Origin of the sequence: Liquorilactobacillus vini DSM 20605 (assembly GCF_000255495.1) — a bacterium.
Classification (GTDB): Bacteria; Bacillota; Bacilli; order Lactobacillales; family Lactobacillaceae; genus Liquorilactobacillus; species Liquorilactobacillus vini.
The window spans coordinates 1-15,232 of record NZ_AHYZ01000012.1; the positions used below are offsets into that span (position 1 = coordinate 1).

General features: G+C 38.5%; 17 protein-coding genes. 1 reads left to right on the forward strand and 16 read right to left on the reverse strand.

Annotated elements, in window-relative coordinates:
- The 3 genes from ON15_RS00335 to ON15_RS00345 form a co-directional block, all read right to left on the reverse strand.
- Positions 1–190 (reverse strand): hypothetical protein (locus ON15_RS00335; RefSeq protein WP_010579472.1); only part of this gene is annotated, 190 nt, incomplete at its 3' end.
- A gap of 14 nt (positions 191–204) precedes the next feature.
- Complete coding sequence (locus tag ON15_RS00340) at positions 205–741, reverse strand: YfcE family phosphodiesterase (protein WP_010579473.1); 537 nt, start codon at positions 739–741, stop codon at positions 205–207.
- Position 742: 1 nt separating this feature from the next.
- The gene (locus ON15_RS00345; protein ID WP_010579474.1) at positions 743–1,336 is read right to left on the reverse strand and encodes an XTP/dITP diphosphatase; all 594 of its coding nucleotides are present in this window, start codon (positions 1,334–1,336) and stop codon (positions 743–745) included.
- A gap of 154 nt (positions 1,337–1,490) precedes the next feature.
- Between ON15_RS00345 and ON15_RS00350 the strand changes: the two genes are divergently transcribed.
- Complete coding sequence (locus tag ON15_RS00350; RefSeq protein ID WP_010579475.1) at positions 1,491–1,988, forward strand: YslB family protein; 498 nt, start codon at positions 1,491–1,493, stop codon at positions 1,986–1,988.
- A gap of 55 nt (positions 1,989–2,043) precedes the next feature.
- On the opposite strand, the gene trxA is transcribed toward ON15_RS00350, so the two are convergent.
- From trxA to fabI, 13 genes are all read right to left on the reverse strand, one after another.
- Positions 2,044–2,355 carry a thioredoxin gene (trxA, locus tag ON15_RS00355; RefSeq protein WP_010579476.1) on the reverse strand — a complete coding sequence of 104 codons (312 nt, stop codon included), beginning with the start codon at positions 2,353–2,355 and terminating at the stop codon, positions 2,044–2,046.
- Positions 2,356–2,429: 74 nt separating this feature from the next.
- A complete protein-coding gene (locus ON15_RS00360; RefSeq protein ID WP_010579477.1) occupies positions 2,430–4,784 on the reverse strand; it encodes an endonuclease MutS2 in 2,355 nt (784 codons plus the stop codon).
- 12 nt (positions 4,785–4,796) lie between these two features.
- Complete coding sequence (locus ON15_RS00365; RefSeq protein WP_010579478.1) at positions 4,797–5,288, reverse strand: CvpA family protein; 492 nt, start codon at positions 5,286–5,288, stop codon at positions 4,797–4,799.
- Positions 5,289–5,564 carry a cell division protein ZapA gene (locus tag ON15_RS00370; RefSeq protein ID WP_010579479.1) on the reverse strand — a complete coding sequence of 92 codons (276 nt, stop codon included), beginning with the start codon at positions 5,562–5,564 and terminating at the stop codon, positions 5,289–5,291. It abuts the gene before it with no gap.
- A gap of 143 nt (positions 5,565–5,707) precedes the next feature.
- Positions 5,708–5,986 carry a DUF1292 domain-containing protein gene (locus tag ON15_RS00375; RefSeq protein ID WP_010579480.1) on the reverse strand — a complete coding sequence of 93 codons (279 nt, stop codon included), beginning with the start codon at positions 5,984–5,986 and terminating at the stop codon, positions 5,708–5,710.
- Between the two features lie 17 nt (positions 5,987–6,003).
- Positions 6,004–6,444 carry a Holliday junction resolvase RuvX gene (gene ruvX, locus ON15_RS00380; RefSeq protein ID WP_010579481.1) on the reverse strand — a complete coding sequence of 147 codons (441 nt, stop codon included), beginning with the start codon at positions 6,442–6,444 and terminating at the stop codon, positions 6,004–6,006.
- The gene (locus ON15_RS00385; protein WP_010579482.1) at positions 6,441–6,704 is read right to left on the reverse strand and encodes an IreB family regulatory phosphoprotein; all 264 of its coding nucleotides are present in this window, start codon (positions 6,702–6,704) and stop codon (positions 6,441–6,443) included. The genes ruvX and ON15_RS00385 overlap by 4 nt, the downstream gene beginning before the upstream one ends.
- A 196-nt stretch (positions 6,705–6,900) precedes the next feature.
- The gene (alaS, locus tag ON15_RS00390; protein WP_010579483.1) at positions 6,901–9,546 is read right to left on the reverse strand and encodes an alanine--tRNA ligase; all 2,646 of its coding nucleotides are present in this window, start codon (positions 9,544–9,546) and stop codon (positions 6,901–6,903) included.
- A gap of 296 nt (positions 9,547–9,842) precedes the next feature.
- Positions 9,843–11,156, reverse strand: coding sequence for a DEAD/DEAH box helicase (locus tag ON15_RS00395; protein ID WP_010579484.1), 1,314 nt, complete (start codon positions 11,154–11,156; stop codon positions 9,843–9,845).
- On the reverse strand, positions 11,149–12,108 hold the full coding sequence (locus ON15_RS00400) for a DHH family phosphoesterase (protein WP_010579485.1): 960 nt from the start codon (positions 12,106–12,108) through the stop codon (positions 11,149–11,151). Before ON15_RS00400 ends, ON15_RS00395 begins: the two co-directional genes overlap by 8 nt.
- Before the next feature lie 18 nt (positions 12,109–12,126).
- A complete protein-coding gene (locus tag ON15_RS00405; protein WP_010579486.1) occupies positions 12,127–12,810 on the reverse strand; it encodes a metal-dependent hydrolase in 684 nt (227 codons plus the stop codon).
- Between the two features lie 122 nt (positions 12,811–12,932).
- Positions 12,933–14,375, reverse strand: a complete 1,443-nt coding sequence (zwf, locus tag ON15_RS00410; RefSeq protein WP_010579487.1) for a glucose-6-phosphate dehydrogenase — start codon at positions 14,373–14,375, stop codon at positions 12,933–12,935.
- A gap of 93 nt (positions 14,376–14,468) precedes the next feature.
- On the reverse strand, positions 14,469–15,227 hold the full coding sequence (gene fabI / locus ON15_RS00415; protein ID WP_010579488.1) for an enoyl-ACP reductase FabI: 759 nt from the start codon (positions 15,225–15,227) through the stop codon (positions 14,469–14,471).
- Between the last annotated feature and the right edge of the window lie 5 nt (positions 15,228–15,232).

Consider the following 15,232-nt stretch of genomic DNA (forward strand, 5'->3'; position numbering starts at 1 on the left):
AACTTCTCCTGATCGTCAAACATTGTAACCAAACACACACCCCAAAAATAAATAGGCAGTAAAAGACTCCACCGACAATGACTAACTCAAAACCATGCCAAGCAATAAATGGTCGTGAAATCATAAAAATTAACGTTAAAATTGACCATTTTAATAATTTTAAATACCATTGTTTCAATTCTTTTTCCATAGGCCTTCCCTTAATTAGCGCTTGAACTCATGTGTTAATTCATTGATAATTGAAAATCTTCGATCATAAAAGTTAACAACAATTCGATCAACTGTTACGGTAACTATCGCAAATGTCCCACCAATTTGCCTATACTTTCCTCGTGGAAAACTTATGCTGCCCGGATTCAAAAATAAACATCCTTCCTGGTATTCAACTTTCAACTGATGAGTATGTCCGAAAAAGCAAAAATCAGCTTGATTTTTTTGGGCAACAGCCATCAAGTCACTCATGCCAAAATTCACATAGTAATGCTGACCATGACTAAAGAAAACTTGACCAACTGAAGTAGTCAAAAGTTGTTCATTAACAAAATTGCCAGGAAAATCACAATTGCCTTCCACCACTTGATAACGTTCGCAAAGTGGGTCTGTTTTTTCCAGTAGAGAATCACCGCAATGAATCATTAAATCAACTCGATTTTGATACACCTCAGCTATTTTAGTCAAGATGTCTCGGTCAGTGTGATTATCACTAACGATTAAAAAATACTTTGCTTGTGAATTTTTCATTTTACTCCCACCAATCATCGAATTTTTCAGCTAGCCTTTTGATTGCTTGACCACGATGACTAACTTGATTTTTTTCAGCTACACTCATTTGGGCAAAAGTCTTATAAAATTGCGGCAAATAAAAAAGTGGATCATAACCGAAACCATCATGACCAGCTGGTTGTTGCAAAATATATCCCTTAACTTCACCCTCAACGATCAATGGCTGATGATTAGGACTAGTTACAACCAGCGTCGTATGAAAAATAGCATCTCTTTTTTCATTTGGAACATTTACCAATTTATTTAAAAGCTTTTGATTATTAGCTGCATCATCATGATCCGCTGCATAACGAGCCGAGAAGACACCTGGTTCGCCATTCAATGCACTGACCATTAATCCAGAATCATCCGCTAAAGTTGTTGTTTGCAATTTCTTCGTCAAAGCATTAGCCTTGATTAAGGCATTTTCCGTAAAAGACCGACCATTTTCAATAATTTGTGGTGGATTTTCTAAATCATTTAAAGTTATAATTTTAAAACCACGTGGTTCAAAGAACGAGCGAAACTCCCGTGCTTTACCTGGATTCTTTGTAGCAATTAATATTTTTTTCAAATTCAATCTTCCAATCTAATTAGCTTTCTTGATGATTATACGTGAAATCAAGCATTTTTTTCAAGTTACCCCAAATTTTAACAATTCTTTTACCCGTCAAACTCTTCTTCAAGGTATAATAGACTTATAGATTATAGTATTAGAGGAGATCGTCATGGACGCAAATGATTATCAAAGTTTGGTGGAAAAAAAGGATCTCGCAACTTTAGTCGGTTACGAAACATTGCGTGATCTATTACTACCAGAATTATTAGGGGATAATCCAGACATTTTATATTGGGCTGGTAAAAAATTAGCACGTGAATTTAATTTAGCAAGGGATGAAGATTTGCCAATTTTCTTTCATCAAGCTGGGTGGGGAACACTTGAACGCCTTAAAGCTCACCAGCAAAAACAACTCTTTAAAGTTTCAGGTCCAATTGTCGCTTTACGCTTGAAAAAAAATGCAGAGTTTCAGTTAGAAGCAGGTTTCTTAGCTGAAACAATTCAAAATCAACTAGGATTTGTTGCCGAAGCAATTATCAAAAATCAAGATTTACGTCATGGATCAGTGACAATTTTAGTTCAGCAAGATCCTGAAGATCCGATTGATTTAGCTCTTATCCCTAATAAGTCAACCTTGCATCTTACAGAAAATGAAGTTCAAAACTAAGAAAAACGATCCAAAGTTATGCCTCATTCGCATTAACTTGGATCGCTTTTGATTTTTAAAGATATTGTTCAAGTTTTGCCTGAATTTGCTCTTTAGGATGATAGCCAATTAAAGTATCGACAACTTGACCATCTTTTTTGATCAGCAAAGTTGGAATGCTCATAATGCCAAACTCACTTGCAACTTTCGTGTTTTGATCAACATCAACCTTACCAAAAGAAACCTTATCACCTATTTCTTCATCAAGTTGCTCAACGACTGGACTCTGCATCCGGCAGGGACCGCACCAAGTTGCCCAAAAATCAGTTAAACTAACTCCTTTACTGGTTGCTGCTTCAAATGTATCATCAGTTAATTCTTTTACCATGATTTTCCCTCCACTAATTGTTTGTAAGTAAATAATATCAGATTTTTTTTAAAACTCAATCTTTCTGCTTAAACTTATTTCAACTCCACAATGGTTGCTCCATCACCACCAGCATTGGCCGGAGCAAACCCAAAGCTTTTTACTCGTCGGTTTGTCTGCAAATACTGTCTGATCCCTTCGCGCAAGGCACCAGTTCCCTTGCCATGAATAATAGTAACTGAAGCATAACCAGCCAATAGTGCCGAGTCCAAATAACGGTCTACCATTGTCATAGCAGTTTCATATCTTTGCCCACGTAAATCAAGCACTGGAGAAACATGTACCTGACTACTAGACTTAAAGGATGAACGAATTCGAACTTTTTCCGGCTTAATTTTGATTTTCTCTAAATTACCCTCAGCAATTTTCATTTTCAAACTGCCCAGCTGAACCTCCCATTCGTGTTTGCCAGTTTTTTCCAACAGCGTCCCTTGCTGATCATAAGGCTTGACTAAGACATCGTCCCCTGGTTTTAATTGCTGATTCAATTTGACTTTCCGTAAAACACGATTTTTACTTAATAACGGTTGATGAAGTTCATTCATTTTCGTTTTAGCAGTGATCAGCTGATCTTCTTTAACAGATGCGTTAGCATTCAGTTTCATTTGCCGCAATTCACTGATTAGTTCATCTGAACGCTGACTAGCCTGATCAATAATTTGATTAGCATGCAACTTAGCTTGTTCAAGCAAATGCGCTTTTTGTTTTTCAAATTTGTTAAAGGCAACTTGCAAATCATGATGGAGTTCTTGTCCTTCAGTTAAATATTTGGCTAAGCGGGCCCTCTCTTCTTCAGCTTGTTGGCGTTTTCTGACTAAGTCTTGAATCATTTGATTTAGGTCCTGACTTTGATTTGAAGTTAACTGCCGAGCAGCAGCAATAATTTCCGCTGACAACCCTAGTCTTTGTGAAATTGCAAAAGCATTACTTTGACCAGGAATTCCAATCAGCAAGCGATAAGTTGGCTGTAATGTTTGGCTATCAAATTCCATGCTAGCATTAATCGTTGATAATCGCTCATAGCCATACGCTTTCAATTCTGGATAATGGGTCGTGGCGACTACATAACTGCCAAGCGCTGCTAAGGCATCTAAAATTGCCACTGCCAAAGCTGCACCTTCCTGCGGATCAGTCCCTGCTCCCAGTTCATCCAGTAACACAAGTGAGCTTTGATCACAATTATTTAAAATTTCGACAATATTTGTCAAATGCGCCGAAAAAGTACTCAAATTTTGTTCGATCGATTGTTCATCACCAATATCAGCAAAGATCTCTTTAAAAACCCCAATTTGGCTGTCTTCAAAGGCTGGAATAAACAAACCTGATTGTCCCATCAACTGAATCAACCCCAAAGTTTTTAAAGTAATCGTTTTCCCACCAGTATTTGGTCCAGTAATGACCATCGTTTGGTAATCCTGCCCAAGCATAATATCATTTCGAACAACTTTTTTTTCATTCAGTAATGGATGCCAAGCTTGCCGTAAATAAACTTGATTGTCCACAGAAAGTCGTGGATAAGTTGCTTTAAGCTGCTGAGCATATTTAGCTTTGGCATTTGCAAAATCAAATTCGCCAAGCAAGGCCGCGTTGGCAGCAATCTCTTTGACATAGGGTGCTAAACTAGCCGACAAAGCAGTTAAAATTCGCTGAATTTCTTCACGTTCATTGGCTTGTCGCTGTCTTAAACGATTATTTAAATCAAGGGCAGCAGCAGGCTCAACAAATAAGGTCTGTCCAGAAGCACTTTGGTCATGAACCACGCCGCCAAAATGTCCCCGATATTCCTGTTTAACCGGGATCACGTATCGATCATCACGAATCGTAATAACTGGCTCTGTTAAATACTTAGCGGATTTTCCTCTGATCAAAGCATTTAATTGACTGCGCAACTGCAAGCGTAATTGGCTCATTGAACGCCTGATGGCTGCTAATTTTACCGAAGCATCATCACTTAAATGACCATCCTCTTCAAGAGAACGCAACAGCTGCTTGGTTAATTGTGGAAAAACTTGCAACTGATTAGCCAAAGCATTCAGTGAATGTAAATTGACTTCTTCAATAGCCAATTGACTGAAAAAGCTTTTAACCTCAGCCGCTGAGCGTAGAACTTTAGCAATTTCAGCTAATTCTTTTCCATTCAGTGCTGCATTAATTTTTAACCTTTTTAATTGTAAATGTACGTCAGCTAATTTGGGTAACGGAATACCACCCTTTAGGCGTAAAATATCAGCCGCATCTTGAGTCCGATTCAAATCAAGCTGCACTTGTTGGTAATTTGAACTGGGATACAAATTTGCCAACAATTTTTTTCCAGCTGGAGTTACTAGGTATTGCGCCACCTGTTGTTTGATTTTATCATATTCAAGTGTCGTTAAAACTTTTGTATTCACCTTTATCCCCTCTCAAGAAAAAGTCAAATTATCCAAAATTAGTGGGATTTGCTTCAAAATCAACTGAGCCAGCCAAGATTGGCCAATTGCTGTTTGTAACGCCGTACTTGGCCAAAAACCAATAATTTTTAAACTTAGATAAACTAATAAAATAGCAATCATTAAGGCAACTAAGCCGCCAGCAAAAGCATTCAGCCCGTGAACTAGCGGCAGTTTAGTCAGCCAGCCAAACAAATTTGCTAAGCGCTTAAGAATAACAAAACCAAGCATGCTTATTAATAGGTAACAAAGCCAATAGTTAAAATGAGCTGAAATTAAATCTTGCTTGCCAATTAGTGTTAAAAAGTTATCAACTAAATTGCCGAGTTTTCCCGCCAAGTTTTGTGCAAGCACTAAAATTACAATCAATCCCAAAAATCTGATCAGCATTTGCAACAATCCCCAACGTGAACCCCGCAAATAAGCAACGATCAAAGTTATGATGATTAAAACGGTCACAATCATTTACTCACCTGCTTTATCATTTGATGATTGCTGGTTATGCGGCTGCTGATATTTTAATAATTCCGCTTGCTTATATAATTGATCAGAAACTGCATTAATTGCCAGCAAAATTGCTGCCTTTTCATCACTAATACTTGGCATTAACCGCTTAATTTCTTTTAACTGTTGGTTAACGACCTTGACAACTGCTGTCAGATGTTCATCACTACTATTTCCAACGATTACATAGCTTTTGCCATTAATTTGGGCCTTAAAACGCTTTTTGCCCTCTGACATAAAACCTCTCCTTCCATCTTAAAACAATTTTAGCATACCCTTTTAAGATTAGTCACTATCTGAAAATGTCTTAATAAAAATAAAAGACCGCAACAAAACTTTCGCCTTGCTACGGTTTCAAAATTTAAAACGACTACCAAAAGCTATTGCAGTTTATCATCATTTAAGAATGTATCTAAAACTCCTTCGACCATATTCCATTCTTCATCACTCTCAATTTCCCGCAATTCACTATTGGCATCAGCTGGATCATACGAAAACGCCAATACATCAACTTGTTCCTCTGGTTGAGCATCTGCCGGGATCAACAGGACATATGACTTTTCATAATCATCCGAATCAAAAGTAAATAAGATTTGATATAAAACCTCATTCCCCTGATCATCAACCAATATGATCAATTCATCTTGCTTTTCATTCATTTGATCCAACTCCATTCTCAATCCTTGACAAGTGATCCGCGACGATCTAAATAGCTTTGCAGGATCAAGCCCGCAGCAACCTTATCAATCACTTTTTTTCGCTTTCGTCGAGAAGTATCGGCCTGCTCGATTAACATTCTTTGCGCCTCGACTGTTGTCAAGCGTTCATCTTGAAAATCAATTGGCAAACCGATTTCTTTTTTTAACAATTCACCATAAATTTTAGCAGCCTCAACCCGCGGTCCTTCTGTATTATTCATATTTTTCGGCAAGCCAATGACAAAACCGCCAATTTGATATTTTTTGGCCAAGGTTTTAATTCGTTCTAAGCCAAATTGTTGATTATCTTCATCAATTGGTATAATTTCAACGCCTTGTGCTGTCCAGCCTAACAAATCACTAACTGCAACCCCGACTGTTTTAGAGCCAACATCTAATCCCATTAATCGCTGGATCATTTAGTTTCACCTTTACCAAGATAATATCTAACTAACTCTTCGATGATCTCATCACGTTCATGTTTCCGAATCAAATTTCGGGCATCATTTAACCGCGGAATATATGCTGGATCACCTGATAACAAATAGCCGACAATCTGATTGATCGGATTGTAGCCTTTTTCCTCCAATGCCTGGTATACCGTTTCTAAAGTATCTCGAACATCTTTTCGGTCTCCATCCGCAAAATCAAAGAACATAGTTTTATCCAATGAACTCATTACAAGCACCTCCGCCGCCTATCAGGCTCCTATGTTTATTCTACTAAACATAAATGCTTGTCACAATCAAAACATTGCCTTGTAACTATACCGTAACAGAACTGTTAAGTTGAATTAATTTAAAATAAAAATCATTTATTTTTTCTAAAAAAGAGGAATGTGAATTAAGTCTTAAGCATTCACACTTCTCTAGTTTTTAGTTATTTTCTAAACATTTGCCTGCTGCTGCTAACGCTGCTTGAATTCCGGCTGTATTTTTGCCGCCAGCCTGAGCAAAGTCTGGCCGACCGCCACCACCACCACCAACTAGTGGTGCAATTTGTTTAATAACATCACCTGCTTTGATGCCATTTTTTATTGCATTCGGACTAGCTGCCACAATTAAATTAACCTTACTTTCAGCTGTGGTCGTGGCCAATACCAGCACATCCGAAAACTTCTTGGCTTTCCATTGATCAGCTAACTGTCGCAATTGCTGCATGCCGTTAACTTTGACTTGACTGGCAATCAAGGTATATTGTCCAATTTTTTGTGGATGAGTAAAAATTTTGCTCGTTTGTTGCTGAGCTAATTTGCCTTCGAGTTTAGCTGTCTGTTGCTTCAATTGACGAATTTGTTCCTCCAGCTGTGATACCCGATGCGGTAATTCTTTTAATTGGGTGATCTTAAGCTGCTGGGCTACTTTTTGTAAAAGTTGATTGCGCTTTTCTAAATAACTAAAAGCTTCCTTAGAAGTTACCGCTTCAATTCGTCGAACGCCAGCACCGACACCGGATTCGGAGATAATTTTAAACAATCCCAGTTCGCTTGTATTCTCAACGTGATTTCCTCCACAAAATTCAGTTGAGTAATCACCAATTTTTACAACTCGAACCACTTTGCCGTATTTTTCAGCAAATAAAGCAATTGCGCCCATTTTCTTTGCACTTTCAATGTCGGTCACGACCGTTTGGACTGGTAAAGCTTGCCAAATCTTTTCATTAACGATTTTTTCAACTCGTGCTAATTCTTGCGGAGTAACTGAGGCCAAATTAGTAAAATCAAACCGCAGATAGGTCGGTTCAACTAAAGATCCAGCTTGGTGAGTATGATTGCCTAAAACATCCCGCAAAGCCTGATCTAGTAAATGCGTAGCCGTATGATTTTTACGAACCTTAGCGTGAAATTCTTGATCAACTTCTAAAGAAAAGCTTTCATTGATCTTCATTGTCCGTAAAACCTTGATTGTATGCAAATTTTGTCCATTTGGTGCATGTTGGACATCGGTAACTTCAGCTACAACTTGGTCGTCATTATTTTTGATCACACCTTGATCAGCCACTTGACCGCCCATTTCAGCATAAAATGGAGTTTGATCAAAAATCACTTTAGCAATTCCTTGACTGACTTGGTTAACTTGTTTTTCAGCAATCACAATATTTTTCAAGACGCCAATTGCTTGCAGCCGTTCGTAGCCAATATATTTACTAGGTGTTTTAAGATCGGTTAATAGACTTTTCTGTACTCCCATTGACTTAGCATTACTCCGAGCTGCCCGCGCTCGCTGTTTTTGCTGTTGCATTTCTTGATCAAAGCCTACCTGATCAACCGTCATCTTTTCCTCAGCTGCAATTTCTTTGGTCAATTCAAGCGGGAAGCCATAAGTGTCATAGAGCTTAAAAACTGCCTTACCAGCTAATTGATGCTGTCGAGCTTTTTTGGCTTGCTTAATTGTTTCATTTAACAGCTGCAAGCCGTCCTTCAAGGTTTCATTAAAACGATCTTCCTCTAAATGAACGACTTTGGCAATATAATCCGCTTGTTCCAAAACTTCTGGATAATAAGCTTTCATAATTTCACCGACAATTGGAACCAAGCGATATAAGAATGCCTGTTTAATGCCAAGTTTTTGACCATACATCACGGCACGACGAATCAAGCGCCGAATTACATAACCCCGCCCGTCATTTGAAGGTAAAGCACCATCTCCAATCGCAAAGGTCACAGCGCGAATATGATCGGCAATAACTTTAAATGCAACATCTTTTTCTTCATTTTCTCCGTAATGATCAACTTGACTAATTTCTTCAGTCTTTTCAATAATTGGTAAAAATAAGTCCGTCTCGAAATTTGTTTTAGCGTGTTGGAAAACCGAAACAACTCGTTCCAAACCCATGCCGGTATCAATATTTTTATGCGGCAATGGTTCATAGGTGCCATCTGGTTTATGATTGAATTCAGAGAAAACAATATTCCAAATTTCCAAATAACGTTCGTTTTCACCACCTGGATAGTTTTCAGGATCGTCCGCCGCCAAATTGTTGAATTCCTGACCACGATCATAGAAGATTTCTGAGTCTGGACCACTAGGACCCTCACCAATATCCCAGAAATTATCTTCAACTTCATAAATATGATTTTCGGGGACACCGGCTTCATCATGCCAAATTCTTTTTGCTTCAGTATCTTTAGGATAAACTGTCACATACAACCGATCTGGATCCATTCCAAACCATTTAGGGCTTGTTAAAAGCTCCCAGGCCCAATTGATTGCTTCTTCTTTAAAATAGTCACCAACAGAAAAATTGCCAAGCATTTCAAATAGCGTATGATGCCGAGCAGTATGACCAACATTTTCAATATCATTCGTCCGAATACTTTTTTGTGAACTAGTGATCCGCGGATTTTTTGGAACAACTGTCCCATCAAAAAATTTTTTCATTGTCGCCACACCTGAGTTAATCCACAACAAAGTTGGATCATCATGTGGAATCAGTGACGCACTGCGCATAATTTCATGACCCTTGCTCTTGAAAAAGTCCAGATACATTTGTCGGACCTGACTACTTGTAAGTTTTTTCATTAAGCTTTTCTCTCCTTTGAAAAAAACAACAAAAACACCGCTGCCAGCCAAGGACGCAATTCTGCGCGGTACCACCTTGCTTGCAACGATGTTTCTCGTTTACCTCTTAAAATCCTGATAATGCTGGGAAGCAATTAAATTCCAGGGAGCATCTGCCAAACACTGAGGAGCTATTTTCATCAACCAAGCCTCTCTTTAGCCACAGTTATCCGCCAGACATATCCTAGAACATTTATTATTAATTCAACCGACGCTTAGTATATCACAGAATTGTCTGGCAAGCTATCTTTGTTCCATCATGGTTTTCTGCGCCGCTCAATTTTTTGCTGACGCTGCCGTTCAGTTTTAATTGCTTGCTTAATTTTCTTCCGATATCCCGGTTTTTTCTTTCGCCGTTCCTTTTTAACCAGCCCAATCATTTTAGGTGCTAATTGTTGTTGCTTAAAGCGACGGTGCTGGCGACGATTTCGCTGATAAGTTGTTTTTAGTTCACCATTTTGCAACACTTTAGGGATAAATTTAATTCCTAGTTTTTCCAGTTCTACCACTTTAGTATCATCATCTGGACCATACAAAGTAATCGCTGTTCCAGGCAAACCGTTACGACCTGTTCGCCCAACACGATGAACAAAAAACTCCAATTCTTTTGGTAACTCATCATTGATCACCAAAGAAACACCCTGGATATCAATTCCCCGCGCCGCTAAGTCAGTAGCAACAACATATTGATATTCCAAATTTTGGATAGCTTTCATAGTCTGCTTGCGCTTGCGGGGTGGCAAATCCCCATGAACCTTGGCCACTCTTAATCCCTGTGATCGCAAATAATCAGTCAACTCATTAACACGTTCCTTGGTATTAGCAAAAACTAAAGCCAAATACGGTTCACCCAAAGTCAATAATTGGTAAATCAATTGATTTCTTGTTTTGCCCTTAGTTGACAGCAAAAAATTATCAATCGTCGGACTGAGTAGCGTAGGTTCAGTTAATTTAACCATTCTAGGAGTTGCTAAATATTTTTTCAAAAATGGTTGCAATTTGACTGGGATAGTAGCTGAAAAAACCATCATTTGCAAATCAGTCGGCATCGCCGAAGCAATCGCATCAACATCAGTTAAAAATCCCATATCGAGCGTCATATCAGCTTCATCGATCACCAAAGAATTGACTAGGTGAATATCTAAAGCTTGTTCTTTGATCAAGTCTAAAATCCTGCCTGGAGTTCCGATAACTAATTGTGGTTGACGATGATTTAATTTTTCAATCTGCCGGAGTTTATCTGTTCCACCAACATAATTGTGCACCACTAATTCTGGCTCAAAAGCTAGAATTTGGCGCGCAGCCTCATAAATTTGATATGCCAGTTCACGGCTCGGCGTAGTAATCACGGCCTGAACTGTTTGTTGCTTAGCATTCAGCTGATTGATAATTGGCAATAAAAAAGCATGTGTTTTCCCACTGCCAGTTTCCGACTGACCGACAACACTTTTTTTGGCCATGATCAACGGAATGATTTCTTGTTGAATTGGCGTTGGTTGTTGAAAGTTGATTTTTTTTAAAGCCTGTAAAATAAACGGCTGCAAGCCAAATTGTTCAAATGTCTTACTCATCAATTTCTCCTACATAATTTTTAGCGATTTCGTCAAGTTCTTGAATATAAGCCGGAATTTGACTTTCTTCTTCAATTACAGCTCCACTAGCTAAGGGATGACCACCACCATGATACTTTTTAGCTAATTCATTGATGATTGGCCCCTTAGAACGAATTCGTAATCGAAAGGTACCATCTTTTTGTTGAACAATAATCGTCCAACATTTAACACCAATGATTTTGCCCGGTAAAGGAACAATTGGTGAAGTTCCAGCGTCTTTTAAGGCAAATTTTTCTAATATTTGCCGTGTCAAAATAATATATGCTGCCTGATGATCCGTCATTTGCAAATTTTCATAAACATAGGCTGAAAGCCGAGCAACTGGCAGAGAAATATCATCTAATTTACGATTAACTGCCGTCTGATCAAAATCATACTCCATCAATTGGGCAGCAATCCGCATCGTCTGTGGGGTTGTTGCATCATACATAAACCGGCCGGTATCACCAATGATTCCAGCATATAGCATGCGAGCTGCATCAGCTGTTAATTGCAGCTGCGGAATTTGATTGACCAAATTAACGATCATTTCTGAACAACTTGAGGCTTTAAGATCAACCCAACACACATCACCATAAGGATCCTCATTAGGATGGTGATCAATTTTAATTAAAAATTGACCATTTTTATATCGCTGATCATCGATACGCGGTTGATTAGCCGTATCAGTTACAATTACTAACGCATTTTGATAAGCTTCATCTGGTATTTGCTGTTCTTGCGCAATCCATGCTAAGCCATGAACATTTTCACCAACTTGATAAACCCGCTTAGTTGGAAATGCCGTTTGAATAACAGCGGCTAACCCACACTGCGAACCGAAAGCATCAGGATCTGGTCGCTGATGACGGTGAATAATGATCGTCTCAGCCCTTTTAATCTGCTTAAAAATATCTTCTGCCACTGACATTTTGCTACTCCTTAATTTCTATAAATTGATTTCTTCCCCTGGTTTAACTTTCAACCCCACCTTAGTTGGTAAGGTAGCTAAAAATTGATTAACATCCTGTTTGATGGCCGTAAAAGTATTATAATGGATCGGCAAAACATGTACTGCTTTAACAAATTCAGCAGCAATCATTGCATCTTCGGGTCCCATCGTAAAGTGATCACCAATTGGCAAACAAGCTAAATCAACACCTTGTCCATGATTGATCAACTTCATATCGGAAAACAAACAAGTATCACCGGCATCATAAATTATTTTGTCATCAATTCGCAATTCAAATCCAGCTGCATTCCCCAATGGCAACGAAGAATTATCCGCTTGCGGCAGACTAGAAGTATGCCAAGCCGGTACTAATTTAAAACTACCAAAGTCAGTCCGATACTGGCCACCATAATTCAAGCCAATCGTTTTCAAGCCTAACTTAGCAAAATAATTAGCCAGTTCAACAATTGCAATCACCGTTGCTTGATTTTTTTGCGCCAATTTCAATGTATCACCAACATGATCCGCATGCGCATGTGTCAGTAAAATATAATCTGGATGACAATCACTTAGTTTTAAATCCGTTAACGGATTACCAGTGATAAATGGATCAATTAAAATGTCTTGGTGATTGGCAGTTACTATTTCTAAAGTCGCGTGTCCGTGCCATATTACCTTCAATACTCTCACCTGCTTTACAGTCTAGTTATCTTCAGTATACCGATAAACCCCCAAAATTACAAAATTACTGGGCAAATAAAAAGAGCCTTAGTGAATTATATTCACTATGACTCATGAAGCCTTTAGTTAAAGATCCAATGGCGTCCATCAGCAGCTAGAAGCTGATCTGCCTGTTTTGGACCCATTGACCCACAAGGATAAGTTGCTAACGCTGCTTTTTGCTGATCCCAAGCATGACGAACAGCATCCACAAATTTCCAAGAATAGGCAACTTCCTCCCAGTGTGTAAAATTAGTTGCATCACCCACTAATGCATCGGCCAATAATTTTTCATAGGCTTCCGGTATCAATTGATGCTTATCAGCCGGGAAAAGATTAAACTGCTGCTGCTGGAGCTGATAACCTTGTCCAACCTTTTTAGTATTGACTTGTAAACTAATTTCCCCTTCTGGTTCAACCTTGATCGTCAAAATATTATCAGCTAGCTGCTGTGTAGTGAAAATATTGCCAGGAACAGCTTTAAAGATAATATCAATTCGCGTAGCCTTAGTTTGCAGGCGTTTGCCAGTCCGAATATAAATTGGCACATTACTGAAATTTTCATTTTCAACAAAAATCTTGCCCGCAGCAAACGTTTCAGTCTGCGATTGGGGATCGATTTGATCTTCTTGACGATAACCTTTCAAACCGTTTGCCGCAACATACTGCGCCCTCACAAAGTTTTGCTTGACCTCTTGTGGTTGATAAACTTTTAAAGCTTTTAAAGCACAAATTTTTTCGCGTCGAATATCAGTCTCGCTATAAGAAGCCGGCATATTCATCGTTAATAATGAAACAATTTGCAAAATATGATTCTGCACCATATCTCGCAAAGCCCCAGCTGTTTCATAATAACCGGCACGCTCCTCAACTCCCAATGACTCGCTTAAAGTAATTTGAATATTATCAATATAACGACTATTCCATAATGACCGAAAGATATTATTGCCAAATCGCAGTGCAAAGATATTTTGCACCATCTCTTTGCCTAGGTAATGGTCAATCCGAAAAACATCCTTTTCGGCAAAATACTGACCAATGGCCTGATTAAGTTCGTTGGCACTTTTGAAATCGCGGCCAAAAGGTTTTTCGACGATCATCCGATTATAACCATCAGCAGTTACAATCTTTTGTGATTTCAAATGTCCAGCAATTGTCCCAAAAAAACGTGGTGACATAGCTAAATAGAACAATCGATTGCCACCAATTTTAAATTTCTGATCTAAACGCTCAGCCAATTTTTTCAAAGTGACATAATGTTTTGTATCATTAACATTATGTGATTGATAACAAAAATGCTTTGAAAACTCATTGACTTGTTGCTGATCATCAGCCGAAACAGAATTTCGCACAACAGTTTGATAATGTTCGTCACTCCATGGGCGTCTTGCAGTTCCAATTACAGCAAAATGCTCACTTAAGATACCTTTGCGATAGAGTTCAAATAAGGCTGGATAAAGTTTTCGTTTTGCTAAATCACCTGTCCCGCCAAAGATGATAAAGAGTGCCTGTTGTTTTGTTCTCATCTTTAGTTGCACCACTTTCAATTTGTTATCTTTACTTCTGACTCAAGTTTACTTGTCTTAGCAAAAATTAACAAGTCTTTGCAACACAATTCACTAAATCAAATGAACACCCTTGTCAACATAAACTATATCACCAACTAAACCAGTTGCTAAATCACTCATTAAAAAGGCTGCAGCATTGCCAATTTCTCGAATTGTCACTGACTTTCCATCAGCTGTTCTTTCTGCTGACATTTTTAATAGATGACCATGATCTTTGACCCCAGTAACAGCCAATGTTTTGACCGCACCAGCAGAAATTGCATTAACCCTTACTCCAAATTTAGCCATATCTCGAGCCAAATAACGAACATTGGCTTCCAAAGCCGCCTTAGCAACTCCCATAACGTTATAATTAGGGATTGCCCGTTCAGAGCCAAAATATGTTAAAGTGACAATGCTTGCAGGATTATTTAATAAAGGTTGTGCATATTTGGCAACTGCTAATAATGAATATGATGAAATATTCTGAGCCAAAGCATAGCCTTCACGAGAAGTATTCATGATATCACCGGCTAATTCTTCTTTATTGGCAAAAGCAATCGCATGAACTACGCCATCGATTTTCCCATATCTTGCCTGAACGATTGCAAAAGCTTGCTGCAATGACTGATCACTGGAAACATCGCATTCAATCAATTTTTGATCATCACTAACTAATTTGCTAATGCTCTTTTTCATTCTGGGATTTTGATAAGTATAAATAACAGTTGCACCATTGGCTTCCAGTGCTTGGGCACATCCCCAAGCAATACTGCGCTTATTGGCGACTCCCATAACTAAAATCTTTTTACCTGTTAATAAATCCCCCATTGATA

Excerpts from the sequence above, each read along its gene's own strand:
- ON15_RS00340 (WP_010579473.1), bottom strand. The coding sequence starts at position 741 with ATGAAAAATTCACAAGCAAAGTATTTTTTAATCGTTAGTGATAATCAC.
- ON15_RS00350 (WP_010579475.1), top strand. The coding sequence starts at position 1,491 with ATGGACGCAAATGATTATCAAAGTTTGGTGGAAAAAAAGGATCTCGCA.
- trxA (WP_010579476.1), bottom strand. The coding sequence starts at position 2,355 with ATGGTAAAAGAATTAACTGATGATACATTTGAAGCAGCAACCAGTAAA.
- ON15_RS00365 (WP_010579478.1), bottom strand. The coding sequence starts at position 5,288 with ATGATTGTGACCGTTTTAATCATCATAACTTTGATCGTTGCTTATTTG.
- ON15_RS00370 (WP_010579479.1), bottom strand. The coding sequence starts at position 5,564 with ATGTCAGAGGGCAAAAAGCGTTTTAAGGCCCAAATTAATGGCAAAAGC.
- ON15_RS00375 (WP_010579480.1), bottom strand. The coding sequence starts at position 5,986 with ATGAATGAAAAGCAAGATGAATTGATCATATTGGTTGATGATCAGGGG.
- ruvX (WP_010579481.1), bottom strand. The coding sequence starts at position 6,444 with ATGATCCAGCGATTAATGGGATTAGATGTTGGCTCTAAAACAGTCGGG.
- ON15_RS00385 (WP_010579482.1), bottom strand. The coding sequence starts at position 6,704 with ATGAGTTCATTGGATAAAACTATGTTCTTTGATTTTGCGGATGGAGAC.
- alaS (WP_010579483.1), bottom strand. The coding sequence starts at position 9,546 with ATGAAAAAACTTACAAGTAGTCAGGTCCGACAAATGTATCTGGACTTT.
- ON15_RS00395 (WP_010579484.1), bottom strand. The coding sequence starts at position 11,156 with ATGAGTAAGACATTTGAACAATTTGGCTTGCAGCCGTTTATTTTACAG.
- ON15_RS00400 (WP_010579485.1), bottom strand. The coding sequence starts at position 12,108 with ATGTCAGTGGCAGAAGATATTTTTAAGCAGATTAAAAGGGCTGAGACG.
- zwf (WP_010579487.1), bottom strand. The coding sequence starts at position 14,375 with ATGAGAACAAAACAACAGGCACTCTTTATCATCTTTGGCGGGACAGGT.
- fabI (WP_010579488.1), bottom strand. The coding sequence starts at position 15,227 with ATGGGGGATTTATTAACAGGTAAAAAGATTTTAGTTATGGGAGTCGCC.